23 protein-coding genes are annotated in these 25,961 nt (G+C 64.9%); 15 read left to right on the forward strand and 8 right to left on the reverse strand.

The window, feature by feature from the left end:
* Window positions 1–37: 37 nt before the first annotated feature.
* Window positions 38–457, forward strand: coding sequence for a hypothetical protein (locus G1H11_RS17540; protein ID WP_163819879.1), 420 nt, complete (start codon window positions 38–40; stop codon window positions 455–457).
* Between the two features lie 128 nt (window positions 458–585).
* Window positions 586–936, forward strand: a complete 351-nt coding sequence (locus G1H11_RS17545; protein WP_163819880.1) for a hypothetical protein — start codon at window positions 586–588, stop codon at window positions 934–936.
* Between the two features lie 148 nt (window positions 937–1,084).
* Here G1H11_RS17545 and G1H11_RS17550 read toward each other — a convergent pair whose 3' ends face one another.
* Window positions 1,085–1,381, reverse strand: coding sequence for a DUF1330 domain-containing protein (locus G1H11_RS17550; RefSeq protein WP_163819881.1), 297 nt, complete (start codon window positions 1,379–1,381; stop codon window positions 1,085–1,087).
* Between the two features lie 102 nt (window positions 1,382–1,483).
* On the opposite strand from G1H11_RS17550, the gene G1H11_RS17555 reads away from it, so the two are divergent.
* From G1H11_RS17555 to G1H11_RS17565, 3 genes are all read left to right on the forward strand, one after another.
* Window positions 1,484–1,945 (forward strand): winged helix-turn-helix transcriptional regulator, encoded by a 462-nt coding sequence (locus G1H11_RS17555; protein WP_163819882.1) that lies wholly within the window; start codon window positions 1,484–1,486, stop codon window positions 1,943–1,945.
* A complete protein-coding gene (nadC, locus tag G1H11_RS17560) occupies window positions 1,942–3,078 on the forward strand; it encodes a carboxylating nicotinate-nucleotide diphosphorylase (RefSeq protein ID WP_163819883.1) in 1,137 nt (378 codons plus the stop codon). Before G1H11_RS17555 ends, nadC begins: the two co-directional genes overlap by 4 nt.
* Before the next feature lie 239 nt (window positions 3,079–3,317).
* Window positions 3,318–4,109: a tyrosine-type recombinase/integrase gene (locus tag G1H11_RS17565; RefSeq protein WP_216843868.1), complete on the forward strand. Its 792-nt coding sequence runs from the start codon at window positions 3,318–3,320 to the stop codon at window positions 4,107–4,109.
* Window positions 4,110–4,542: 433 nt separating this feature from the next.
* On the opposite strand, the gene G1H11_RS17570 is transcribed toward G1H11_RS17565, so the two are convergent.
* Genes G1H11_RS17570 through G1H11_RS17600 form a run of 7 tightly spaced genes read right to left on the reverse strand, consistent with a single transcriptional unit; the run spans window position 4,543 to window position 13,344 of the window.
* The gene (locus tag G1H11_RS17570) at window positions 4,543–5,868 is read right to left on the reverse strand and encodes a DegT/DnrJ/EryC1/StrS family aminotransferase (protein WP_343074875.1); all 1,326 of its coding nucleotides are present in this window, start codon (window positions 5,866–5,868) and stop codon (window positions 4,543–4,545) included.
* Complete coding sequence (locus G1H11_RS17575) at window positions 5,865–7,004, reverse strand: enolase C-terminal domain-like protein (protein WP_163819885.1); 1,140 nt, start codon at window positions 7,002–7,004, stop codon at window positions 5,865–5,867. Before G1H11_RS17575 ends, G1H11_RS17570 begins: the two co-directional genes overlap by 4 nt.
* Window positions 7,005–7,012: 8 nt before the next feature.
* Complete coding sequence (locus G1H11_RS17580) at window positions 7,013–8,695, reverse strand: alpha-amylase family glycosyl hydrolase (RefSeq protein WP_216843869.1); 1,683 nt, start codon at window positions 8,693–8,695, stop codon at window positions 7,013–7,015.
* Between the two features lie 26 nt (window positions 8,696–8,721).
* Window positions 8,722–10,092: a neutral/alkaline non-lysosomal ceramidase N-terminal domain-containing protein gene (locus tag G1H11_RS17585; RefSeq protein WP_163819886.1), complete on the reverse strand. Its 1,371-nt coding sequence runs from the start codon at window positions 10,090–10,092 to the stop codon at window positions 8,722–8,724.
* A gap of 4 nt (window positions 10,093–10,096) precedes the next feature.
* Window positions 10,097–11,002: a carbohydrate ABC transporter permease gene (locus G1H11_RS25915; protein ID WP_216843870.1), complete on the reverse strand. Its 906-nt coding sequence runs from the start codon at window positions 11,000–11,002 to the stop codon at window positions 10,097–10,099.
* Between the two features lie 3 nt (window positions 11,003–11,005).
* Complete coding sequence (locus tag G1H11_RS17595) at window positions 11,006–11,983, reverse strand: ABC transporter permease subunit (RefSeq protein WP_163819887.1); 978 nt, start codon at window positions 11,981–11,983, stop codon at window positions 11,006–11,008.
* An 8-nt stretch (window positions 11,984–11,991) separates the two neighbouring features.
* On the reverse strand, window positions 11,992–13,344 hold the full coding sequence (locus G1H11_RS17600; protein ID WP_163819888.1) for an ABC transporter substrate-binding protein: 1,353 nt from the start codon (window positions 13,342–13,344) through the stop codon (window positions 11,992–11,994).
* A 154-nt stretch (window positions 13,345–13,498) separates the two neighbouring features.
* Here G1H11_RS17600 and G1H11_RS17605 point away from each other — a divergent pair, with 154 nt between their 5' ends.
* From G1H11_RS17605 to G1H11_RS17650, 10 genes are all read left to right on the forward strand, one after another.
* The gene (locus tag G1H11_RS17605; RefSeq protein WP_163819889.1) at window positions 13,499–14,179 is read left to right on the forward strand and encodes a GntR family transcriptional regulator; all 681 of its coding nucleotides are present in this window, start codon (window positions 13,499–13,501) and stop codon (window positions 14,177–14,179) included.
* Window positions 14,172–14,960, forward strand: a complete 789-nt coding sequence (locus G1H11_RS17610) for an SDR family NAD(P)-dependent oxidoreductase (RefSeq protein ID WP_216843871.1) — start codon at window positions 14,172–14,174, stop codon at window positions 14,958–14,960. Before G1H11_RS17605 ends, G1H11_RS17610 begins: the two co-directional genes overlap by 8 nt.
* A 19-nt stretch (window positions 14,961–14,979) precedes the next feature.
* On the forward strand, window positions 14,980–15,396 hold the full coding sequence (locus G1H11_RS17615; RefSeq protein WP_163819890.1) for a sensory rhodopsin transducer: 417 nt from the start codon (window positions 14,980–14,982) through the stop codon (window positions 15,394–15,396).
* 729 nt (window positions 15,397–16,125) lie between these two features.
* Window positions 16,126–16,464: a DUF6247 family protein gene (locus G1H11_RS17620; RefSeq protein WP_216843872.1), complete on the forward strand. Its 339-nt coding sequence runs from the start codon at window positions 16,126–16,128 to the stop codon at window positions 16,462–16,464.
* 82 nt (window positions 16,465–16,546) lie between these two features.
* Complete coding sequence (locus tag G1H11_RS17625; RefSeq protein ID WP_174257718.1) at window positions 16,547–18,463, forward strand: hypothetical protein; 1,917 nt, start codon at window positions 16,547–16,549, stop codon at window positions 18,461–18,463.
* A 375-nt stretch (window positions 18,464–18,838) separates the two neighbouring features.
* Complete coding sequence (locus tag G1H11_RS17630) at window positions 18,839–19,237, forward strand: helix-turn-helix domain-containing protein (protein ID WP_163819892.1); 399 nt, start codon at window positions 18,839–18,841, stop codon at window positions 19,235–19,237.
* 50 nt (window positions 19,238–19,287) lie between these two features.
* On the forward strand, window positions 19,288–20,292 hold the full coding sequence (locus G1H11_RS27145; protein WP_163819893.1) for a DUF3039 domain-containing protein: 1,005 nt from the start codon (window positions 19,288–19,290) through the stop codon (window positions 20,290–20,292).
* Window positions 20,293–20,707: 415 nt separating this feature from the next.
* On the forward strand, window positions 20,708–22,702 hold the full coding sequence (locus tag G1H11_RS17640; RefSeq protein ID WP_216843873.1) for a site-specific DNA-methyltransferase: 1,995 nt from the start codon (window positions 20,708–20,710) through the stop codon (window positions 22,700–22,702).
* Window positions 22,695–25,169: a DEAD/DEAH box helicase family protein gene (locus tag G1H11_RS17645; RefSeq protein WP_163819894.1), complete on the forward strand. Its 2,475-nt coding sequence runs from the start codon at window positions 22,695–22,697 to the stop codon at window positions 25,167–25,169. The genes G1H11_RS17640 and G1H11_RS17645 overlap by 8 nt, the downstream gene beginning before the upstream one ends.
* Window positions 25,166–25,924, forward strand: coding sequence for an AAA family ATPase (locus tag G1H11_RS17650; protein ID WP_163819895.1), 759 nt, complete (start codon window positions 25,166–25,168; stop codon window positions 25,922–25,924). Before G1H11_RS17645 ends, G1H11_RS17650 begins: the two co-directional genes overlap by 4 nt.
* Window positions 25,925–25,961: the final 37 nt, after the last annotated feature.

A 25,961-nucleotide genomic window follows, 5' to 3' on the forward strand; every position in this document is an offset into this window, starting at 1 on the left:
TGGAGCGTGTTGAGACCAACGTGCGGCGGTCTAGGCTGTGACCGACGGAATTGAGCTCGTCGACGAGGAACTGGCTCGCGAGCTGATTGCCCAGGGGTACGAGAAGACTGGGAGGCACGCTTCCAAGGGTTTCGGCGATGAGGTGACGTGCTATTCCTTCATGCACGTGTCGGTACGTGTTGTCCGCGATCGCGGCCAGTGGTTCTTTGAAGCATCACCGACCAATGGAGTGGACTGGTTCGATGCGGACTTGTGGCACGCATGCCTCACGAACGAGACCCCGCCTGTGGAGCCGCGTGCCTCTGCGGCTCAAGCGCACCTGCTGACAAATGATCTGGCAGACCTTACAGAAACGGCACAGGAGGCACCCATGGCGACCGTAGAGCGCCTGCGGTCGCTGCGACGGGCACGTTCCCAGCAGAGGATCGGTCTCGACGTCGGAGAGGACAACAGCTAGTGGCCATGGGGCATGCGTTGGCACTGGCAAGAACAAACAAAGCGAGCATAGCGCTACGTGGTTTCCGCCTACGTCACCATGTTGATCTACAGCCTGCTGGGAGTGGAGATATCTCGTTGACTCGATACATGGACCGGTCCACTGTCCTGTCTCTTCTTCGTGACCGTTCCGACGAACCGTCTCGGACCTTGGCCGCTGCGCTGCGGGTCACCGATCAGACCGAGATGTTGCCCGTGACAACGATCGTACCCGCCGAACTGGTGCCGACGTACGAAGTGCGGCTTCGCCGCAGCGAAGCAGGCGAGGGTCCCGAAACAGTCGGGCTCAGCCAATTCGTGCACTGCCTGCGGCTGGACAACGCGACAGAGATGTTCAACATCACGAACGCCGATACGACTTGGATCGGGCTGCTCGATGCGAACGGAGTCTTTATAGCGCTCACTTGCGTCATGAGGAACTCAACTGGCGTCCATCCGTAACCACCTTGGCGGACAATGATGTACGAGGCTGGCCACACGGCCTAAGGAGTGGTCGGGCATACCCTCCAGCGCGCTTCGCCCTACCGCATGTCAACGGCGCCGGGCCTCGACTCATTGAAGCTCCAGTGAAGTTCCGACTGGACTTCGGTCAGTCGAGGCCTTCGATGATGCGGAAGTCGCGCTCGAAGCCGTCGGGGAGTTCGGCCAGCGCCTCCTGGTAGGCCGCGCTCGCGCGTGCGGCGACTGCCTTTTCGAAGCTGTCGAACTCGATCAGGACAACGCGCTCGGCGATTCCGGCTTCGTGTGCGTCGACCCGGCTGCCGATGCTGGCGAGCACCCGCCCGCCCGCGGCCGCGACGGCTAGACCTGCCCGTTCGTTGTAGACATCAAGCGCCTCAGGGTCTGTGATGGTGGGGTAGACGCTGACCCAGTAGCCCTTGGGCATGGAACCTCCAGTGTTGGAAGGGGTGCTTCGAATTCCGAAGCACTGCCGCGATGTGCGATACTACCGATTCGGAATTCGAAGCACAAGAGTTGACGGAGAGTCATGAACGCGTCGCCGACGCCCATGCCGGGCCGGCCGGTCCGTGGGTCCACCACGGGACGATCGTTGATGGCGGCACTGGACCTGTTCGGGCGCCGCTGGACTTTGCGCATCATCTGGGAGCTGGGGAACGAGCCGCTCGGCTTCCGGCTCCTGCAGCGGCGCTGCGACGGCATGTCGTCAAGCGTCCTGCAGCAACGGCTCAGAGAGCTCCAAGAGGCCCGGCTCGCCGAGGTGCTGCGCGACGGCAACTACACCCTCACCCCGCTCGGCCACGACGCCCGCGAGTCCCTCGGTCCGGTCATCGAGTGGTCGCGGCGGTGGGCTGCCGAGCTTGCCGACGCCCCGTCCACTGCCGCCGAGGGTGCGGCGACGGCTAGCGCAACCGGTTCTGACAGCGGTCCGCGCGCGGGACACCTCAGATTCTTGGCTCGAAACCACAGGACTGGAGACCACGGACCATGACAGAGTTCCCCTCACAGGCGGCGCGAACCGCCGTCGCCGCTGCACTGGCCGAGGATGAGGCGAGCCAGGACGTCACCACTGCGTGGAGCGTTCCCGAAGGCCTGGCGGCCGTGGCCGATATCCGCGCCCGGCAAGGCGGCATCGCCAGCGGTCTCCCCGTGGTCGCCGAGGTCTTCGCCCAGGTCGACCCCGAGGTCACAGTGGAAGCGCTCGTCCCCGACGGCGCCCGGCTGACCGGCGACGATGTCCTGGTACGCCTGTCCGGCTCGGCGCGCAGCCTGATCACCGGGGAGCGAACGGTGCTGAACTTCCTGCAACGCATGGGCGGCATCGCGACGCTCACCGACCAATACGTCCAGGCCGTGGCCGGGACCGAGGCGCGCATTCTGGACACCCGCAAGTCGGCGCCGGGCCTGCGCGCCATGGACAAGTACGCGGTGACCGTCGGCGGCGGCCGCAACCACCGGCTCAACCTCGCGTCGATGGTGCTGCTCAAGGAGAACCACATCGCCGCGGCAGGCGGCGTGACCAACGCGATCGACGCGGTCCGGCGCGGGACGGCGCGCACCGGGCAGAAGGTGGAGACCGATGTGGAGGTGCAGACCGTGGCGCAGGCCGTTGAGGCCATTAGTGCCGGGGCCCGCTGGATCATGCTCGACAACATGCCGGTGGCTGACATCGAAATGGTCGTGAAAATCCGGGCCGAGCGGTGCCATGCCCCAGGTAGTGGTCATCGACGCGTGTCAACGGCAGGGCCGGGGCGGCAGCCCGACCGCTGTTCTCGACGAAGTGTCGTTCACCGACGAGGAGCGATGCCGCATTTCCCGGGAGAACTGGGCACTTCGCACGCCGTCTTCATCCGTGCCACCGGAGTTGAGCGCGGCCGTCCCTCGTACTCGACTCTCAAAACCCGTGGCACTGAGCACCCGAGGTCGCGTTCCTCGTCCTCGCGCGCCGACCTAGCCGGCCCAGGACAAGACCTCGTCGGGGAAGTTCCAGCCATTGCTCGACGGTATGCCCGTACCCCGGTCCAGGTTGAACCCAGCCTGATCACACAGACCCTTGCGAATACGTCGATACCAAGTGACCAAAGTCAGCAGCCACGACACGTCGTACAGTCGCCGAGGCGATGACGGCAGTGACATGTTCGTTTTCACCACCGAACGCGGTCAGCCGGACGGAGTGCAGCTGCTGTCGGCCTTGAAGAGGTTCGCCTTCAACTCGAGACGTCGGGACGATCCCGACCCCGAATCGGTCTCCGAGACATTGCGCTGGGCGAGCAAAAACACACGACCGGTCTCAGAGCTGGCCGATCGCGCCGTCCTCGAACTCGCTCTCGATACGGCTGGACGGCCAACCGCATGCCCCCAGCGTGGTGTCCCGATGGCGGAAGATCCTCAACAATGCCGTCGAGTACGCCATCGAACGCAAGATCCTCACCACCAATCCCCTACCGGCGCTCAAATGGAAACCACCTCGCACCGTTCAGGCCGTCGACCGCCGCCGCGTCGCCAACCCCGCACAAGCTCGGGCGCTCCTTACAGCCGTAGACACGCGGGCACCACACCTTGTTGCGTTCTACGCCTGCCTGTACTTCGCCGCCCTGCGGCCAGAAGAAGCTGCCGGGCTCACCAAGCAGAATCTGACCCTGCCAGCTGAGGGTTGGGGCGAAATCCATCTCGAACGGGCGAAGCCTCACGCTGGCAGCGAGTGGACCAACACCGGCGATGAACGCGACAACCGCCAACTCAAGCAACGCGCTATCGGGGAGATCCGGACCGTACCGTGCCCGCCGGAACTCACCGCCCTGCTTCACCGCCACATCAAACGGTTCGGCACGACAGCGGACGGGCGACTCTTCGTCGGCGAACGCAACACCGACCACCTCCCAGTCCTCACCGTCACCCGAACATGGGCGCGTGCCCGCGAAGCCGTCTTCGGCCACAATGCCGGTACGTCGCATGTCGCGGCGAGACCCTACGATCTACGCCACGCAGCCGTGTCGACATGGCTCAACGCCGGCGTCCCGGCAACCCAAGTTGCCGAATGGGCCGGGCACTCCGTCGACGTCCTCCTCGCCACCTACGCCAAGTGCATCGACGGCGACGCAGCGCGCAACCAAGCCAAGATCGAGAACGCTTTGGGCCACGGCCCGGCACGCTAAAACTTAGACGCGTATTAGACGAGAGCGGCCGTAGAAACCCGTTTTCTGGCCGGAGACAGCCGGACACACGAAGAGCGCCCCTCACTCGCGTTTCTGCAGGTGAGGGGCGCTCTACCAGTGGTAGCCCCGACGGGATTCGAACCCGCGCTACCGCCGATGAGAGACCGGCATACCCGCGCAAGACGTACCTGCGCTGACCAGCACCGACACCCCTTCGACTGGGACGCCTACGAAAACTTGAAAACGTATTGGCGCGTACGGTCGACCGCAACCGGAGACGTCCGGTCACCGTCGTTCATCAGCACGCCGTAGGCGCGCCGCGCACACAGCACAGCGCGCTTCGGATGCCTGAGCTGCTACAAGGTGGGAACCCGACATCCGTCGGCAGCCGGACCCGGCGGGCAAGCCCACCAACCCACGCGAAAAGCCTGGGTTAGGTCATCTCCGGCATCGTGTCGCCGACGCCCCGCAGTCGGTCCTTGTATGCGACCACCTTCTCGAAAATTGCGGTGATCCAGTCCACAAAGCGGGGGTCACGCAAGTACTTGCCGCCGACAATCACGGACTTCTTAAACAGATGTGCTGACCCCTCGTACGACAGTTCGTGGCCTTCAGCGACATGCCTCCATGCCGGATCACGATGCGTCGGGGTAAAACCACGCTCCGCCTCCATTCCCTCTGCACAAAAGATCGCCCGCATATCCGCCGGCGAGAGGCCCAACTCCTCTTCAAGCTCTTCCGTGGCGACCATCTGGAACATGAAGAAGGGCGGGAACTCGGCATCCATCGGCGCATTCCACAGGATTGGAACGCCGAACAACCCGGGTTCGGCCAACAACTGCTGAACGCGGCGCCGATTCTCGCGAGCTTGGACACGAGCTTGGTATGCACGCAACCATTGGAGCACCATCAGGCCAGCTGCGTGTTCGCCCAGCCGCAGGTTTCCGGCCGTGAGTCGGGGCATTTCCTCGAACGGAATTGCGTCCAATCGACTCGGACCAATTCCGGTGTGTGTATCTGCTCGCATGATCCGTGCCAATTCTGGGTCACTCGTAAGCGCCACGCCCGCCTCACCGGCGGGGGTGGCTTTCCCCTCCCCTTGTCCCGACACTGAGGCTGTCGTCGCTCGTGATCGCTCGTAGCGCGCGCCGCCACCGAGAGCGTTGTCGTGGTGCAGCATCACGTCGTACTTCCTCGCCAGCGCGACGAACCGATCGATCTCACCGAAAGCGCCGTACATTGTCACCGGAACCAACGCCAGCACACGGTCGGCGTGCTGATCCATGTATTGCTCCGCTGCCGCGGAGCTCGGTGTGGCGTCACGGCTGGCGTCGATGGGCACGAGAACTATTCGACGTTCGAGATCTGGCGCGAGCCCGGCGAGGACTCCGTAGTGCGCTGATGCGTGAGTCGTATCCGCGACGAGTACGCGCTCCCTGCCAACGACCCACTGGGGGTCGACGGCTTGTCGCGCGCGGAGCTGTGCCCGGAGACCAACGGCGATACCGAGGGTCCCGTTCGGCACGCCAACCCCGTACGCATAGCCGGTCGAATCCGCTACGAGTTGTTCAAGCGTGAGTCGCCACTCTCCGGCTCCGCGACCAAATGCGAACCACTGTCCTCCTCGTGTTATCTCGGTGAGGAGTCCAACTTCCAGATCGCCCCTAGGGGGAAAGGTCGGCTCATCTCCCGCCGCCAGCACCGGCTGGCCGCCGAGAATGGCCGGCAAGGCTGTCCGGCTCACGTCTTCACAACTCACAGAGTTGGCAAGAGTCGGTGGCCCGGGGCGAATCGATCGAGCGCGAACTTATCTAGCCGTACACCGAGTCCCGGGCCTGACGGAACGGCGAGCATACCGTCGTCGTCGAGCCGGAACGGATCCTCGACCAGATCATCGATGTACGCCGAGCCGGTCTTGTACTCCACCAGCTCGGTGCCCGGTAACGCCGCAGCGAGGTGCAGGTCGGCCGCCAACCCGACCGCAGTGTTCCAGCCGTGCGGGATGAACCCGACCGCGAATTCCTCCGCCAGCCACGCCACCCGCCGTGACTCGCTCAACCCGCCGCCCTTCGTCGTGTCAGGCTGCACGATGTCGAACGCGCCACCAGCGATGAACCGGGCAAAGTCCTGCCTGCGGCTCAACACCTCGCCACCGGAGATCGGAACCCGGGAGACCTGCCGCAGTCGCGCGAATCCGTCGAGGTCGTCGGGCCGCAGCGCTTCCTCGAACCACGCCACGCCATATCCGGCCAGCATGTCCGCAGTCCGCACCGCCCACGAGTAACCGCGCCGCCAGAACGCGTCGGAACCGCCGGCGTCGACCGCCAGTAGCGCGTCAGGCCCGACCGCGTCCCTCGCGGCTGCCACGATCCGTTCGTCGACGGTGTCCCGTTCCCGCCCGAAGTTCCCCCAACCGATTTTGAACGCCGTAAACCCCGCTTCGGCCAGCCGAGTGAGATTGCCAGTGAGCACCGGCTCATCGTCCACCAGCACCGACGCGTACGGGCGCACCCGCTCGCGATACCGCCCGCCCAGCAACGTGCTGACCGGCAGCCCTGTCACTTGGCCCAGGATGTCCCACATCGCCACGTCGATGCCGCTGATCGCGTGCGATATCGCGCCGCCACGGCCGAGCCAGAACGTGTTCTCATGCAGCACCTGACTGACCCGATCCGGTTCCCGCGGATCCGCGCCGAGGCACAAGGGCTCCAATGTCTGCAACGCCGCCCGCACCAACGCTTCGCTGGAGAAGACGCTGCCGACGCCCACCACACCGTCGTCGGTGTGCACAGTGACGAGGGTGTGCACGTTGTCGTCCGGATCCAGCTCCTGGGCCCAGCCACCCTTCGGGGTAGCGCCACGCAACCCGGCCGCGCGTATCTCGGTGATCTTCACGATGGTTCTCAGCCCTTCTCGATGTCGATGACGACCGCCTCGTCGGCGGCCAGGTCCAGCTCTCGCCCGATGCGCCCACCGGGTTCGCGACCGACACTCGACACAACGAGTGTCCCGGCAAAGTCCAGCCTGACGGGCACGGGCTCGGAGGCAAGGTTCAGCAAGATGACCTTGTGGTCATCGCCGGCGCGTCGCTCGTACGCGAGAACGCGGTGAGCGTCACTGTCAGCAGCGACATCAGGCAGGAAGACGATCTCACCGCGGCGGAGCGCCGGGGACTCGTGCCGCGTGCGCGTCAGCTGCCGGTAGAGCGATAGCATCGAATCCGGGCGAGACAGCTGTGCCGCCACACTGATCTCTGCGGCGTCGGAGGCCGCAGGCAGCCATAGCCGCTCTTCTGGCGCCGCCGAAAAGCCACCGTTGACGTCGTCGTTCCACGGCATCGGCGTCCGGACCGGGTCACGGCTGACTCCGCCGGTCGCCCGGGCGAAGTAGTCCCGCTGGCGGTCGACCGGCACCGGCCGGTCGGTGAGGCCCAGCTCGTCGCCGTAGAGGAGACAGGGCGTGGCAGCCAGCGTGAGCAACAGAACCGCGGCCACCCGAGCCTGGGCCGTACCGAGCCGCGTCGCCAGGCGCGCACGGTCATGGTTGCCGAGCGCGACGATGGGCCACGCACCGGGTGGCAGCGCGGCGTACATTCCGTGCAGTTCGGCGCGGAGGAGGTCGGCGCTCCAGTGGGTCTCCAGCAGCCGGAATGGGAACGGCAAGTGCATTCCCGCCAGGTCGGTGCCGTAGTACTCAGCCCAGTCCTCCCAGGACATCGCCTCGATCTCGGCGATAGTGACGGTGCCGGGGTACTCGTCGATGACGGCGCGGATCTGTGCCAATGCGTGGTGCGTGTCCGGGTGACGTCTGTCGTGCAGATGCACCTGGGAGCCGAAGTCGGGGTGCTGCAGGTCGAACGGATTGTGATTCCCGCTGGGAGCCTCGGGATTATCGCGGAACTTCGGGTCTTTCATCAGCATGTGCGCGACGTCGATCCGGATCCCATCCACGCCCCGGTCCAACCAGAACCGGAGGACATCGAAGAGCGCCTCCCGGACCTCCGGATTGCGCCAGTTCAGGTCCGGCTGCTCCTTCAGATGTGAGTGCAGGTAAAACTGGCCCGTCCCGGCGTCCCACTCCCAGACCGATCCGCCGGCTTCGCTCGTCCAGTTGTTGGGCGGCCCGCCGTCGCGCGGATCACGCCACACGTACCAGTCCCGTTTGGGGTTGGTGCGCGCTGATCGCGACTCGACGAACCAGGGATGCTGGTCCGATGTGTGGTTGGGGATGTAGTCAACGATGATCCGGATGCCACGCGCATGTGCCTCGCGTAACAGCCGGTCGAACGTTTCGAGCGTGCCGAACGTCGGCTCCACTTCGGTGTAGTCGGAGACGTCGAAGCCCTGATCGAGCAGGGGTGACCGGTAGAACGGCCCGGTCCAGACCGCGTCCACGCCGAGGGTGTCGTGCAGGTAGTCGAGCGAGGCGATCAAGCCTTCGAGGTCACCGATGCCGTCGCCGTTGCCGTCGCGGAAGCTGGGCAGGTGGCACTCGTAGATGATGGCCCCGCGCCACCACGCCTCGGCTGAGGTGGAGGGCGGGAACTGCACGTTGGTGGACGTGGACGTAAACATCGACCTGTCCATGGGAATTGTTTGCTCCTTCGGATGAGTCATGGGTTGACCTGTTTGAACAGGTGAACACCGGCGTCGACGAGGTCGTCCTCGATTCCCGGATGGAACGGAAGGCGCCCGCAGATCAGGGGCACTTCGTAAGCCGGGTATGGGTCTGCCGGCGGCTGGTACGCGTCCCGCGTGGGTGCGTAGCCGAGCCAGCCGTTCGTGGTAGACAGCACCAGGCATTCATCCCCCAGGTCAGCCTGTAACCGTCGTTTGATGCCATGGAAAACCTCGAGGTTGTAGCCGAGCAGGGTGATCGGACCGATCCGCAGGGCCTGGCACCACACCGGCCCTCCGACGTTGGCGCCGCGCTCGAGACGTTCGATGGTCCCGTTCAGCGAGTTGCGGACGACGGCGGCCGTCGCCTTCTCCGCGGCTACCTGGTCGGCCGGCGTGGAGTTGATGAGGTGCTGTGCCTCGTCCCGACGCCGACGCAGCTCATCCAGCCTGTGCGGATTCGGCTCGTGCGCAACCTCCGCCATGGCGACAGCGATCGGCGCGGCGTCGATCGGTTGTGCGGCGCGAATTCCGTGATCCACGCACTCGGCGAGCTTGCTCCCGAATAGCTCCAGGGCCACCAACGACTCCGCCGGCGGGCCGTGTGCGTACAGCGGGTTGATGTTTCCAAGCGCTCCCTGCAGGAAGAGACCGGTAGCCCTGGGGTACGCGATCTCGAGAAGGCGCAGCGCCTCCCCGGGAAAGTCACCGTGAATGGTCGTCGACTGCTCGCAACAAATCACCGGATGGCACGAGTAGTAGACCAGGAATCCGGCGAGTTCCTCGCCGTGGTCGACGCGGAGCACTCGGACCGAGGTGTCGATGGTGTCCGGCTCCGGCTCGCGCCAGGTCCCCGCCAGCGCCCGCTCATTGGTCAATCCTCGGCGCGGCAGCATCCGGTTGTAAGCGAAGGCGTCGAGCGGCACCTCGGCATGGCTCACCCTGGCGGGGCGAGCCCCGCTGATCGCATCGAGGCACGCCCGCGCGATCAGCTCCGGCAGCTGAGCGAGATACACCCGGTCAGGCTCTCCCCAACCATGGTTCTCAACCGCCGCGGGGCCGGAGTGGTTGTGTGTGGCGTGCACCGCGACGTCGTCCGCTCGCCATCCGGTGCGCTGGACCGTCAGCGCGACGACGTCGCGCACCTGTTCCGCGCCCAGTCCCATCAGATCGCAGCTCACCAGCAGCCAGCGTCCCGTGGACGACTCGACCGCCACGGCTCGGGCGTAGATCCGGCCGTGCACGCCGGTGCTCCGCCGGCGCAAGTACGGCCCGAATCCGGCAAGTTCCACCCCCACCGGTGGAGTGATGTCCGCACGGCCGAAACCGATCCGCGTGGTCGGCTCCGTCACTCTCGCGTCGATCATGTCGTCATCCCTTCGCTACCCCGGCGAGCAGGCCGCGGACGAAGTGCCGCTGCAGAGCCAGGAAGACGATCATCGGCACGATGACGGACAGCACGGCCGCCGAGGTCAGAATCTCCCAACCGTTCCCGCGCGATGCCACCAGCTGGCTGACGGCGATCGTCATCGGTGCCACTTCCCGGAAACCGCCGAGGAAGATCAGGGCAATCAGCAGGTCGTTCCAGGTCCAGACGAACTCGAAGATGGCGAGAGAGGCCAGGGCGGGCCGGGCCACCGGCAGGACCACAGCAAAGAAGGTCTGGCTACGGCTGGCCCCGTCGATCTCGGCCGCCTCGAACAGTTCCCGCGGAATCGCCGCGAAGAAGTTGTGCAGGAGATACACGGCGAACGGGACGGCATATCCCAAGTGCACGATCCACAGCCCCAGGAAGCTGCCGGTCAAGTCGAGCGCGTTGAACGCCCGCAACAGCGGGACGAACGTGATCTGGACCGGCACGATAATGAGGGCGACGATGAGCAGGAGCACGCCACCGCGGAAACGGAAGCGCATCGAGGCGAGGCCGTACGCGGCCGCCGCCCCCACGACGACGGTCAACAACGTCGCCGGAACCACGATCGCGAGGCTGTTGAAGAGGCTCAACGCCATCCCGTCGCGACCGAGAACCCGGCCGTAGTTCGCCAAGGTGTAATCGCCGGGCAGGGTGACGGACTCCCACCAGCCGGAGGACAGTACGGCCCAGGACGGCCGGAACGAGCTGACCACTAAGCCCAGCAATGGGATCGACCAGATGGCCGTGATGCCCAGGACGACGACATGGACCGGCACCCGTCGCAGGCGGGAACCGGCGGCGCCGGATGTCGCGACGACCCTCCGGTTGTCTTTGCTGGCGATCGGGTCGGCATGCGTGACCACGGCTCAGGCCTCCCTGCTGTTCCGGCGGAACTGCCGGACGTTGAAGATCATGATCGGGATGACGGTGATCATCAGAAGCGTGGCAACGGCCCCAGCCAGGCCGTTGTCCTTGGCGGTGAACAGCGCCCGATACATCACTGTGGAGAGCACGTCGGTGCCATAGTTTCCGTTCGTCATGACGTAGACGATGTCGAACGCCTTGAGGGCGATCACCGTCATCGTGGTCGCCACGACGACGATGGTCGGGCGCAGAAACGGGAGCGTGATGTGGCGGAATGCTTGCCATTCCGAGGTGCCGTCCAGCCGCGCAGCTTCCAGCAACTCGTCCGGCAGGCTGCGCAGCGCCGCACCGAAGATCACCATGGCGAATCCAGCCTGGGTCCAGAGCGTGGCCCCGATCAGCGCGTAGTTGTTCGTGGCCTCGTCGATGATCCAGGCGATCGGCCCCACCGACGGGATGAGTGTCACGACGGCGTTCAATGTGCCCGTCTGAGCGGCGCCGGGCGGCTGATAACCGTACATGAAGCTCCAGATCACACCGGCTGCCACCGCGGAGATCGCGATGGGCAGAAACAATGTGATCTTCACCAGTGCGCCGTAACGCACTCGCTCGGCGAGCACGGCGACGGTCAGCCCGACCAGTACCGCGAAGGACGGCAACAGCACCACCCACAACACCGTGTTACGCAGGGCGATCCTGGTGACGCCGTCGGAGATGAGATGAGCGTAGTTGGCCAGGCCCTTGAACTGCTCGCCGTCGGCGTCGAAAAAGCTCCAGCCAACCGTGAACGCGGCAGGCACCGCAAGCAGGAGCACGACGGTCGCCGTCGCAGGCCCAACGAACAGCCAGGGCGCCAGCCTGCGGTGCCACGCATGCGGCAGTCCGGCCAAAACGCGGTCGCCCACTCGCAGGTACCCGTACGCGACCGCCAGGATTACGCCGGCGGCGAGCGTCATGAGTACGATTCGGTCCCCGATCACGTGTGCTCCTACCGGGCGTCCTGGATGGTCTGCAGGATGTCTTCGAGTTCGCCGGGGTGCTGCGTGTAGGAGAGCCCGGCCTGCCAGAACGCGTCCACCTCGATTTGCGGCATTAACGCGTTGCCCAACGGGGAGGTGATTTCGGCGGTGTTCAGCAGCTGGTTCGCCTTGCTGAGGAACGGGTCGCCGTACAGGTCGGCGTCCACGTTGGTGTTCGGCGACAGCCAGCGTCCGGTCGCTGCGACCAGCGCGCCGGCCTCGGCGGATGCGAGGTACCGCACCAGTGCCGCCGACTCGGGCGTCTCATTGACCATGCCGACTACCTCGCCGGAGATCGAGCGGATGCCTGGATGCTCTGCGCTGAAGTCGGGCACGGGGAAGAAGTCGAGATCCTCTCCGGGCTCGACGTCGGGGAAACTGTCGGTGATGATCCCACCCATGAAGGTTGCCTGCTGAAGCAGGTAACACCCAGGTGGGTCGGGGAACATCGGGGTGCCGGCCTCGACGAAACTGGTGCTGAGTGCGGTCATGACCCCGCCGTACATCATCTCCTCGGTCACCATCTGGCCATAGGTCTGAAACGCCTGTCGAACCTCGGGCGACGTCCATGGGACATCGCCGTCTCGCCATCGCTCATGAAACTCGGGCCCGGCTTGGCGAAGCAAAATCTCGTCGATGAAGTCCGCTGCCGGCCATCCGCTGGCCGCGCCACTCTCCAAGCCGACGCACCAGGGTGCCTCCCCCGCCTTCGCCTTCTCCGTTGCCCAGTGCTGGAGCTCGTCCCAGTCGGCAGGTGCGGTGGGACCGTCGTAGGTCTTCGGGTTGTACCAGACGAGACCGCCCAAATTCACGGTGTTGAACAGTCCGAACAGCTCGCCGCCGGATGATCCGGTTTCGAGCAGGCTCTCGGTGTAGTTCTCGTTGAGTACGTCGCCGCCGATGACGCCGCGCAGATCGGTGAGCGCGCCCTGTTCGGCCAGGCCCGCCATCTCACCGATCGCCGGCGTCATCACCAGGTCCGGCGGATTTCCACCGTCGATTCTGGTCTGCAGGACGGCGGTGAAGTCCCGTGTGCCTTCGTATTGCACATCCACGCCGGTGGCGTGCTCGAAGGGCTCGAGCACCGATTTGAGCGCATCAAGCTCCTCACCACCCATGACGCCGAGCATGCTCACCGTCCCACTCAGGTCTTCACCACCCGCCGCCTGTTGTGCAGCTTGTTCCGCGGCGGCGCGAATCGATTCGTCGGTCGCCGGTTCTTTCACCACAGGTTCCTCACCACGTGTCGATACGTCGCTGCTGCACGCCGCCAGGATTAAGCCAGCGGCGACGAGCGCGATCCAACGAATTCGGACGTTCATGCCAACTCCTCAGAGGTGGTACGTCGCCGGCGTGCGGCGCCGGCCAGGAAGGTGCTGAGAACCGTAGCAGAGTCGACAGACGATTGTCGACAGTCGCTCGTATGCAGTACTGTTGGGGCTCGTCCACCGTTTCAACGTTTGGAGGTTGCCCCCGATGGCCGGATTGGGCTTACGGCGAGTTCCCACCCAGTCGCGCCGCGAGCACGTGGCGGAGATCCTGCGCGACGCCATCACCAGCGGGCGTCTCGCGCCTGGGGATCGGCTGATCGAGCTCGACCTCGCTGCCGAGCTCGGCACCAGCCGCGCCCCCGTCCGGGAGGCGTTGCGGCAGTTGGAGCAGGAAGGGCTCGTCGTGTCGTACCCCTACCGGGGCAGCGAGGTCCTCGGGGTCTCGCAGGACGAGGTGGAGCAGGTGCTCGTCCCCATCCGGATCACGCTCGAACGGTTCGCGTTCAAGAAGGCACTAAGCACGCTGACGCCGCAGGACCTGGAGACCTTGCAGACTCTGGTGGACGAGATGGAGGAGACTGCCCGCGCCGGTGCGGCGGAGGAGTTGGCGGACGCCGACATCCGGTTCCACGAGCTGGTGATCACCCGCTCGGAACAGCGGCACTGCCTGCAGATGTGGAAGACGATCCAGCCGCGTGTGCGTGCGTACTTCCGCCGGGACGCACCTGCACATTCCGACCCTGCGTATGTGGCGAGACAGCACCAGCACCTGCTGGACGTGATCAGAACGGGCGACGAAGCCGCCGTGCTGGACGCCGTTGAACAGCACATCCACATTCACCTGGAACCGGCGACCGAGCCTGAAGGCGGCGAGCACGGTGAGTGAGACCACGCTGGTCACCGGCGCCGGATCCGGCATCGGCCGCGCGGTGTGCCTCGCACTGGCCGAACGCGGTGCGCGACTGGGTGTCGTGGATCTCGACGGCGACGCCGCCCGTTCGGTTGCCGAGCAGGCCACGACAAGGGGAGCGGCCACGGCGGCTCCGGTCAGCTGTGATGTGTCGGCGGAAGGCGCGGTCCGCGAGGCGTTCGACACCGTGACTCGGACCGTGGGTGCCCCGACCCGCGTGTTCGCGAACGCCGGCACAGAGATCAACGCGCCGCTACACGAGTTCGACGTTGACACGTGGCGCCGCGTGATCGAGGTAAACCTCATCGGTGTCTTTCTCACGTGCCGAGAGGCGCTTCGCCGCCTCGTGGCCGACGGCCGCGCAGGCTCCGTCGTGTGCACGTCGTCACCGGCGGCCTTCGTCGGACATTCGGGAGGTGGCAACAGCGCCTACGCCGCATCGAAGGGCGGCGTGTCCGCGTTCATCCGCTCAGCCGCGCTCGACTACGCACCGTACGGAATCCGTGTGAATGCGGTGGTTCCAGGAGCGACGGACACAGCGATGCTGGTCAACGGCGTGGCCTACGACGCACGCAAGGACGAAATCGAGCGGATCCGGGAGGCGGCGAAAGCCCAGGTCCCGCTGGGCCGACTGGCCCGTCCCGACGAGGTCGCCGCCGCGGTGCTGTGGCTCCTCTCGGACGAATCGTCATACGTAACGGGCTCGCACCTGATCTGCGACGGCGGGCTCATGGCCAAAAGCGCCAACGACTTCTAGAAGGAGGCACCGGACGATCATGCTCGACACCCTTCCCCCGGTGGGCGCGACGACGTGGGTCGTGGCTGACGGTTACATCCCTCCGGGCAGCACCGGCACGAACCTGGAGACGGCCAGCCACGAGAGCGTGTGCATTCTCAACGCAGGGCCAGAGCCCGCAACGGTGCGCCTCTACATCTTCTTCACCGACCGAGACCCGTACGGGCCCTACGTCATCGAGATCCCCGCCCGGCGGGCGCATCATCAGCAGATCAATCGGCTCTGCGAGCCGAGCACGGTACCTGTCGGCGTCGACTACAGCATGCTCTTGCTCGCCGACACACCTGTGGTCGTCCAGCACACCAGGCTGGACTCGCGGCAAGCGGAGAACGCGCTAATGTCGACCATCGCATACCCCGTCGACCACTCGGCTGGAGCCACGCGGAACTCGAGCTGAATCGGCCTGGGATTCGTGGAGGGCGGTGTTAGGCCGCCACGGGGGTGTCGCGCCTTCGGGGAGAATCGTAGTGGGCCTATCCGTACCTCCCCGTCCTCACCGTCACCCGAACCTGGGCCCACGCCCGAGAAGCGGTCTTCGGCAAGAACGCCGATAGCTCCCAGATCGCGGCCCGGCCTTCCGACCTACGTCACACCGCAGCCTCGACGTGGCTCAACGCCGGCGTCTCACCCACCCAGGTCGCCGAATGGGCCGGGCATTCCGTCGACGTCCTCCTCAAGATCTACGCCAAGTGCATCGACGGCGACGCCGCGCGCAATCGAGCGAAGATCGACTAGGCCCTCGGCCCGTCTCCAACCCCCTGAAAACTTGGCCATGTATTTGCCAAGAACGGCTGTCTCCGGTCAGAAACCCGTTTCTGACCGGAGTCAGCCGGACACATGCAAAGCGCCCCTCACTCGCGTTTCCGCAGGTGAGGGGCGCTCTACCAGTGGTAGCCCCGACGGGATTCGAACCCGCGCTACCGCCTTGAGAGGGCGGCGTACCCGAAACTCAACGCACTTGCGCTGACGTGCGACGATGCGGGTTCGACGACCGCGCGAACGGAAACTTGGGCACGTATTCGACACAAACCGTCGGCTAAGTCCGCCGACAACCGGTCACCGTCGTCGACCAGCACACCGTCGGAATGCCCAGAAACAGAACGTCTCGCTGGACTATCGTGACGGCATGAGCACGCCCGCTGAACCGCTACCCGGTGGTCCCCCGACACCACCGGCCGCTGACCCGGCTGCCACTCGGGCACGCCTGAGCTGGCGAATCGCCGTCGAGTTCGACACCGAATGGGACATCGCCCTCGAGCGGGCCAAGCAGTCCAAGGACCTCACTGGGGTGCATGAGTTTCTCCGGAAGTGGCAATACATCGCCCACACCGAGACCACTGATCCGGGCTCGTATTTCCGCGTGCTCGCCAAGGCCGAGCAGATCACCCGGACCGGGCACAACCCCGACGCCGTCCCCAACAGAGCAGATGCACGAACTCATCCGGCAACGCTTGGGCGAAGCTGAACATCGGCCCATCCGCGTATTCTGATGATGAACAGCCATTCCGGCCTGCTGCCCGGACTGCTCGGGAGGCGGGCCCAAGGTGATGATCGACTACAACGTCAGCGACCATTGGTCCGCTGACGATCCGGATTGGCTGAAATCTCTCGTCTCGTCACTCGACCGCCGCCACGGTGTCAGCTCCGTGCTGCCACTTACCGTGATCCTGGAGGAGGTCCTGGAGTGGCTGGAGCTTGCCAGCGGCGTAGACGCCTGGAAGAAGGCCGCGAACCGAAGGTCGCTGCAGCTCGACCTCGACGAGTCCATCGGCGCAACTGGTGCCTCACTTCGAGCACACGTCGCCGCGTCACTCGCACAGTTTCAAACGACCTTCGCGCAGCTCATCAGTGGCCCTGCGACGGTCTTGGCACAGCCACCAGGCACCCGCACCGACGCCGCGTGGACCGATGTCTCCACGGCCGCGAAAGATCTCCTCGAAGCGCTCGACACCGACGAGGCCGTCCGGGTCAGCTGGGATGACCTCGTGGCCACAGCTCAGGACCGCACACTGGGGGGCCGGGAGTACCGTCCGATCGCTGCCCTGCTCTTCGACCAGTTGCGCAGGCGCGGCCTCAGCGCGGAGTGGACGTTCCACGACCTCGTCTCGGCGGTCGCATTCGGCCGTGATCCCGACGACATTCCCATCGGTCAAACGAACATACCGCTAGAGGAGCGGATCGCGAGCGCCCGAACCCACGTCAGCACTCCCGCTAAGGTCGAGCCGATCGTGGTGTGGCTCGGCTACCAGGGCCAGGCTTTCGCACGGCTTTCCGCTGGGCGAGTGTCCTTCATGAATGCCTACTGGGCGGTACCCAACGCCGGACCCGATGGCCAGGACTTCGAGCACAAGGCAGAGCTCTGGAAACTGGTGCAGGACGGCAACCTCTTCAAGGTCGCAGAGCTGGTCAGCGAGGAGTCCGACGTCGACCTTCTCGTTCGCGTCGACCTCGGTGAAACCACGGCCGCCGGTGCGTTGAACCGTGCCGTTGACATCGTGAACACGATTCTCAACGTCTCGATCCACAACTCTGGCGGGACTCGCCCGCACCTCGCCCAGCACGGAGTCCTACGCTCCGGCCAGACCGCCTCGTTCAACTTCATGGCCTCTCGACGCGAGACGGGCTTCCCCAAGGATCACTACGGCGCTCGCATCACCGCAGAAGCAATCGAGGAGCACGGGCCGCGTATCGCCGAGGCGCTGGCCCGCGAAGAGCTTCCCCGATTTCTCGCGGCCGCCCTCGAAGTACAGACCGCAGCCGACCACCCCTTTAGCCGTGACGTGGTGTTGCGCAAGCCGTCCGAAGCAGACATCAGCAGCGTGATCCCCCTCGCGGACCGCGTCGTGCAACACGTCGCGGCACACGCAGCGCTCGACCCAAATGACTTGTTCAATCTCCTCAGCGAGCGCTGGCCGCATGTTCGGTGGCTTACCGATGTTCGGCGAGCCGTTCATATGTGCCTGCCCGGCGGTGGATTCCAGAACGAACTGCTCACCGAGCTGGCACGCGAGTGGTACGCCAACAATCCGTCGCGTCCGTGGATTCTGTTCGTCGCTGACCGCTCTGGCGATCTACTCTCGTTCTGCCGTATCGAGTCCGAACGCGCCTGGATCAGACGGATGTTCGCAAGCGTGAGCGACTACGCCGAGTACCGCGCCCTGATTGAGTCCTACACTGCCGAAGGTGCTGTGTTGGAGGCCAGGCGGCGTCGCGTCCGGAATGCCTTGGTGCACGGCAACCCCGCCAGCTTCGCGATTGTTGAGTCCGTGCGCGAGTACGCCGAATTCTTGAGCGGCACCGCACTCAGCCTCGGCCTCGAGTCCTACGTCGAGGGCACGGTGCCCGCTACCGCACTCGCGAGGCGGACCGATGAGTTCACCGCGATGCAGACAGGCCAGGACGCGGCCAGCTACTGGCAGGCTCAGCTCACGGCCAAAGCTGCGACGAGCGCCGGCTCGTCGTAGGCACAGGCTTCGACACACCGGCGCCCACTGGCTGGCCAGCGCAGGCGTACCGTGCTGCATCACTTACTCGCACAGCAAACCCGTAGCCAGGCCGTCGCACGCCTCGCACATTGTTGGGTCAGCGCCAGAGTGGATTCTGCGGTGGACGCATGGCGTCGACAGCGAGCGGAGCCTCAAAGGCCGTTGTACTGGCCGATTGACGACAGCGGAGCCGTTCCTAACGGAACAAGTCCATGCCCTGAGCGGCAGCTTCCTCGTACAGTCAGCGGCCTCGCAGCTGCTGAACCAGTGAGTCCCCCGATTGCGACCAGCGCCAAGAGCAGTGTATTGTCATCTGTGACAGATGGATCATCTGCGACACTTGCTAGGTGCAGAATGAAGACTCTAGAGACCACCAAGATCCCTACCGAACAGCTCGACGCGCTCGAGCGGTTCGCTCTGTCCGAGGCAGGTCCTGAGCTTCGCGACGTTCTACTAAGCCTAAGCCGCTGCGTCCGCGAAGGCGATGAGATCGTCGTCATTGACGGCTCCCGCACGCTCACGCCGAATCAAGCCGCTGAACGCCTCGACATGAGCCGCACCCACCTCTACAAGCTCCTCGATCGCGGCGAGATCGTCTTCCACCGAGTCGGCCGTGACCGCCGTATCCGGGTGCATGATCTCGTTGAATTTGAGCAGCAGCGTCAACGCGACCGTCGCGAGCTTGCCGAGCGTTTCGCCCACCAACGCGAGACCGCTGCGACCGCAACCGACGAGATCGCCGATCTGCTCTGACACGGCAGGGTTGACGGGCTTCGTCGGACGATTTCGGCAAGAATGGGGCGGTGCACAACCGTCGCGCTCGCCCCACGCTCCGGGTTCTCCAGGAGGACCTCGCCACTGGCTGGGAATCACCGCAGCCACAGCGGTCGTTGGCGGCCGGCGAGCTGATTGAGCTTCATCCGCTGAGCGAGCTACCGCACCCGATCATCGCCAAGGCAGTCGAAGCATTCGGGCCGGATCACGCCAACGACAACTACGTCGGACCGATCGCCAGCTCCACGCGACTGCGCCTACTGGAGATCAAGAGCTCCCAATGGCGCGGCGGAGTCTGGGAAGACCCAGACTCGGGTGTCCGGTGGCTGTCGGTCGCCGGCCTGGCGAAAGGCGGACACCAGGACCACGACGACTTCTATAGGAAGGTCCAGCGAGAGAACGACTCAGGGAATCCAGCTCGTTGGCTGCCCACCGAGGCAGACCTACGACTACTCAAGCAGGAGACAGCCGCTCGGCTGCGGACCGCATGGGAACTGGACGTGCAACGAGCCGTCCTCCACGCATTGCACACGGTCCACGCGGGCGGTCGCCAGCAGATCGAAACTCCGCATCCCGTTGCCGATCAAGGACCCCTTGCGCAGGTCGATCTCACCGCCACCCCGGTCCGCGAGGATGGGTACGAAGCCGACGAGGTCGTGGTCGAGATCCTCCCCGAGAGCAAGTACGCCGGCAGTGCGCTCCTATGGCAGCTCACGGCTCGGGTCCTGATTTCGATCGAACCACCCGAGCAGCACTGGGACCGCTTCGGCGATACGTACTCGAACATCGGCGAGCCTGGCTCCTGGACACAACGCACGCATGCTCTTACCGCCCTCGTCGAGGCCAACGAGCTGGCGGTGTCCGAGCCAGGGTCCACTAGCCACTACACGCACCGACAGCACCTCGCCGGGCGGACGATCGACGGTCATGCCGTGCGCGCTCTATGCGGGGCCTACTTCGTCCCCACCCAGGACCACGATTCACTCCCCCCCTGCCCAACCTGCCACGAGCGACTCTCTGAACTGCCCGAGTAAACGCTCCGGGCTGACTAGAACATAAGTCCGCAGGATCGCCACCTCGGCGATGCGCCGGTCGACGGACGTTCACCCTTATCCGCAAACAACGTGATCATCTACGCTCGGTTGGTTCTCCTCCACGACCGCGCCGTGACGCCACCAGCTCGCCGCCGGCGTCGTGACCCTATGAGTATTGCTGAGATCTCACTCGAAAGCCCAGCGATGGACGCAGAATCCCGGCACGCAAGTGCTCACGACCGCGCGGCGCTCATGGTGACGCCGGGCGAGGAGACTGGTTGAGCCGGCCTGGGGCGCGGTGCCGGGATTGCTCTCGGTCCGTTTCCCCAGGCCGACTCAACTAGGGGTTCGCTACGAACTGTCGGTCGTGTCCGACAAGATGTAGACCGAAGGGCAAGTGGAACGGGAGACGATAGTGAGCAAGCACACGGGACGGCTTGAGCTGACCTGGACCGACAAGGAGAAGACGCTCCTGTCGACAGGTGACGGTCAGTACGACTACACGTTCGTCGACCCGTCGGACTACCGCGTTTCGGAAGTCCGGCTGCTCCACGCGGTGGATCGTGTCGAGGCCCCTACTCCCGAAGGGCGTCCCGAAGACCTGCCTGAGCCGACTGACGACAACCTGCTCATCACGGGCGACGCGATGCACGCCCTCGATGCGCTCGCGAAAATCCCCGAGTACTCAGAGAAGTACCTGGGGAAGGTGAAGCTCGTCTACATCGACCCGCCGTTCAACACAGGGCAGGCGTTCACGAACTACGAAGACAACATCGAGCACTCGATCTGGCTGACGATGCTTCGGGACCGGCTGCGACAGATTCTCCCCCTGCTTGCCCGGGACGGATCCATCTGGGTCCACCTGGACGACGTCGAGGTGCATCGCTGCCGGGCGGTCATGGACGAAGAACTCGGTCCCGAGAACTTCCTCGCTGAGGTCGTGTGGCAGAAGGCCACATCGCCGCGAAACGACACGACCGGCTTCTCGGTGTCACACGACAGCCTGCTTGTGTATCGCAAGACCGACCAGTGGTCACCGAATCGGATGAAGCGGCTCGCGTCCTCGAACACCTCTCGCTACCGCTCGCGGGACGGTGACCCGGTTCCTTGGCGCGACGGCGATGCAACGGCGGGGAAGGCAGCTACCAATCACCCTATGGTCTACGCCATCCAGCACCCGGTCACGGGCGGCCTCATGTACCCGACCCCCGGACGATGCTGGGGTAAGGCACAATCCTGGTTCCTCGACCAGATGAACGAGTACGCGAAGTACGAGCTGCGCGACATCGGGGACGAAGAGCGGCGCGCTGTCATCTGTGGAACCACACCCGACGAGGTGCGAGCGGGTGTCCCGGCCATCATGCTCGCGGAGCCACTGGAGGACGCCGCTAAGTCGGCACGCGCCCGACACGAGGCCGGCCAATGGCCAGATTTGGTGTTCCTCGACCTGAACAAGGAGCGCCTCCAGCGCAAGAAGCATCTGGCCGACGAGGGGCGCGTTCCGGAGACGCTGTGGTTCGCCTCAGACGTCGGCGGCTCGCTCCGAGGTAAGAATCAGATTCGCGACCTGTTCCCCGACCTCCATGCCTTCGCCACCCCGAAGCCCGAAGAACTGCTCCAGAGAGTCATCCACATCGCCACCGACCCCGGTGACATCGTGCTCGACTGCTACGCCGGTTCCGGAACGACCGCAGCGGTTGCACACAAGATGGGATGCCGCTGGGTAACCGCCGAGCTGCTGCCCGCCACGGTGAGCAGGTATACCAAGCCGCGGCTCACCCGAGTGGTCAAGGGCGACGACCCAGGTGGGGTCACAACGTCGAGCGAGCGCGTTGCTGCCGCTGCCCTTCCGGACGGCGTGACGCCCGACGAGGCACAAGAGTTCAACCGGCTGCTCAACAAGGTGGCCAATGGCCAGGGTGACCTCGATACCGACACCCTGAAGGCGCTTCGGAAACTCACCAAGACGAAGGTCGAGACCAGCACTCTATGGCACGGCGGTGGCGGTTTCACACACCTGGAGGTCGGCCCCTCCATGTTCGAGGACGTCGACGGCATGGTGCTGCTCGCCGACTGGGCCACCCAGGGCGAACTGGCCGAGGCGATGTGCGCCCAACTGGAGGTCACCTACGCCCCTGATGGCATCTTCGCCGCCAAGGAAGGCACCGTGCGGTACGTGGTGGTCGACGGGCTCGTCGGCGAGTCCACCGTCCGCTCCATCCTCGACCAACTCCCCGACGGTCAGATCGTTGAGGTGTGGGCGACCCAGGTCGCGGACGGCGCGGCTGACCTGCTCCGAAAGGAGCGGAAGGGTTCCCGGCTCGAAGCCATCCCTGACTCCGTACTCGATCGGTACCGTAGGAAGGCGTCGAACGGTTCGCCGTTCAAGAAGGAGAAGACCAGTGAGTGACCTGAAGGTCGACGAGCACCTGCTCGAAGAGGTCCGACACAGGCTGACCCTGCGAACTCCGAACTACCAGGCGGTCGAGTCGGTCGCCTACATGATGAGCCAGCACTACGACGTCGAGGAGAGGCAGGAGCCGTTCGAGTGCATCGTCGACTCCGCCACCGGTGTCGGGAAGACGTACATCATGGCCGGGCTAATCGAGTACCTTGCCGGAATCGACACCCCGGCCCGCAACTTCCTGATCCTCACCCCGGGCCGAACCATCCGCGACAAGACGGTCCGGAACTTCACCCCGGGCGACGACAAGGCGATCACGAGCTCGATGAGGTCGGATCCGGTAGTTGTCACCGCTGACAACTTCGACTCCGCCGCCATCGCGAAGGCGATCACGGACACCTCGAAGACGAAGGTGTACATCTTCACGGTTCAGGCGCTCACGAAGCCGGACACTGACGCCGGGCGGGCTACCCACGACTACCAGGAGTTCCTCGGCGCCTCGTTCTACGACTGGCTCGGCACGCTGGACGATCTGGTGATCCTGGCTGACGAGCACCACTGTTACCGCGGGCCGGCGTTCTCGAGAACCATCACCAACCTCAACCCTGAACTCGTAGTCGGTGTGACCGCCACCCCGGACTCCAGGGACCAGGACCTCGTCGTCTACCGGTACCCGCTGGCCAAGGCGATCGAGGACGAGTATGTGAAGATCCCAGTCCTCGTAGCCCGCCAGGACGACAGAAGCGACGACCAGACCAAGCTCCTGGACGGAGTCACGCTGCTCAAGCACAAGGAGCGGGTCAGCGAGGCGTGGGCGGCAGAGAACGGAGTCATGCCGGTGCGCCCCGTCATGCTCGTGATCGCCCAGACCATTGAGGACGCAGAAGCTTACCGGGACATCCTCGACTCCTCGAGCTTCGACGGTGGGGCCTGGGCGAGCAAGACCCTTCTCGTCCACTCGAAGCTGTCCGGTGACGACAAGGAGAAGGCCCTCGCCGAACTGGACGCCGTGGAGAACCCGTCATCTACAGTTCGGATCATCATCTCGATCGGGATGCTTAAGGAGGGCTGGGACGTCAAGAATGTCTACGTAATCGCCTCCATGCGCGCGTCTGTCTCCGAGGTCCTGACCGAGCAGACTCTCGGCCGCGGCATGCGCCTCCCGTACGGCAAGTACACCGGTGAGCAGATGCTCGACACCGTCGAGGTCCTCGCACACGAGAAGTACGAGGCGCTGCTGAAGAAGCGTCAGGCGCTCTCCCAGTCGATGGTCGACCACCGGATCCTCACCCAGGTCCGGACCACCGGCGACGGCAAGAAGGTCGTTCGTAAGAAGACCGAGGAGGTCGAGAATCCCTTCGCGGACGAACCCACCCCCGCACCGCAGGGCGGCGAGGTGGGCTTCCTGGTCTCGGAGGAGCCCGTAGAACACGTCCAGTCGCTCGACGACCATCTCAAGCAAATCGAGGACTGGGCCAAGGACATCCCCGACGAGGCCCGGACCCACCTGCCGCTGCCGGACCGGGAACCCATCCGCATTCCGTACGTGCAGCGGGTGGCGCAGGCCCAGGCGGTGTCACTGAACCAGGTCCACGAGATGAAGGCTTTCGAAGACCTCGGCAAGGCACTCAAGCACGAGGCCGGCGACGAACTCATTAGGACCGCGCTCAAAGCCAAGGGTGGCCAGATCAAGGGACAGAAGGCTGAAGACACCGTCGAGGCGCTCCACCTGGACATGCCCCTGGAGACGTCGCGGAGGGGCCTCATCGACCGCGTGATGAAGGTAAAGGGCGTCGAACGCCGCAAGAGCGAGCTCAACGCAGCAGGATCGATCGTAGACGCCGTGCTCGAGGCGATGGGCGACACCGCGACCGAGAACCTTTCCGCCTACTTCGACCGTGCTGCCAGACGTCTCGAATCCGAGGTCTCCAAGCAAATTCGGGAGCGCGCCCGGTTTGACGTCGTCTTCGACGACAGGGTGCAGATCGCCGACCTGGACAAACCCCGGATCGCCCACCGGAAGCACGAGGCCGACCACACCGACACGTTCGAGCGCTCTCTGGCCTACAACGGCTGGGAGAAGAACGCCTACGAGTACGCCTGGTTCGACTCCTCCCCAGAGTACAAAGTCGCCGGCGCCGTGGACGCCGACGGCAACGTCGTGGTGTGGGCCCGGCTTCACCGCAACGACATCCCGATCACCTGGACCCAGGAGGGACGGGAGTACAACCCAGACCTCGTAGTCATCGAGGACGTCGACGACAAGCGAATCTGCTGGCTCGTCGAGACCAAGATGAACAAGGAGGTGACGTCCGCCGAGGTGACCGCGAAGAAGAGGGCGGCGCGTACCTGGGCGAACACCGTCAACAACTCGGGGCAGGTCGATGGTCGCTGGCAGTACCTGCTGCTGAGCGAGGACGACGTGAACGACGCTGCCGGATCCTGGGCACAGATGAAGGACTTTGGGCAGTGAAGTGCACGGAGATCCACTTCGAGGGGTACAAACGTCTGGCCAAGGCCAAGTGCAACGTGAGCCCCCGTCTCCTCGCCTTCGTCGGCCAGAACGAAGCGGGAAAATCATCCGTCCTGGGTGGCCTAGCGTGGCTCACCGAGGAGGGCGAAACCGCGCTCGCGGCGCTGGAGGAGCTCGGTCTCAGGGACGTCCTGCGGGGATTCTCTCTGTGCAAGCAGCTTGACGGCCGCCTTCACGTCACCTTCGAGGACCCTGACAAGCCCCAGCGTGACCCGCAGCCGTTCATCGCCGCCGCCCAGGCGCTGACAGCGGCCACCGATCGTCTCCGATTGCAGACGGAAGTGACCGACGATGAGGATGCGCAGGACAAGGAGGGTAACCCCGCGTCGTGGGCCAGCCTGGCGAGCGAACTCCTCGATGAACCGGACCACCAGTGGTCAGAGACCGACCAGGAAATGGTCATCGTACTGGCCGACTGGCTCAACGAAACGCCTCCGAACCGGAAAAGGGCCCGTGACCCAAAGGCCGCCGCCTTGATTCGCGCCGCTGCCGAGATCGAGGTCGCTGAGCATCCTGCCGACGCGGGCCTAGACCTGATGCGCAAGCGGGTGCCGAAGTTCGTCGCGTTCGCGGAGGGCGGCCGGGACCTCCCCACGGACACTCCGATCCACACCGTCGTCGAGGCCCGAACGGCAATCGCCAATCATTTACGCCGATTCGACAGTACTGGTGACGGTATATCTCGGTTAGACTGAGCCGTCCAAGTCAGGGTGATCGGGCGGTGCTGGAGGG

Source organism: Phytoactinopolyspora alkaliphila (genome assembly GCF_010550695.1).
GTDB classification, from domain to species: domain Bacteria; phylum Actinomycetota; class Actinomycetes; order Jiangellales; family Jiangellaceae; genus Phytoactinopolyspora; species Phytoactinopolyspora alkaliphila.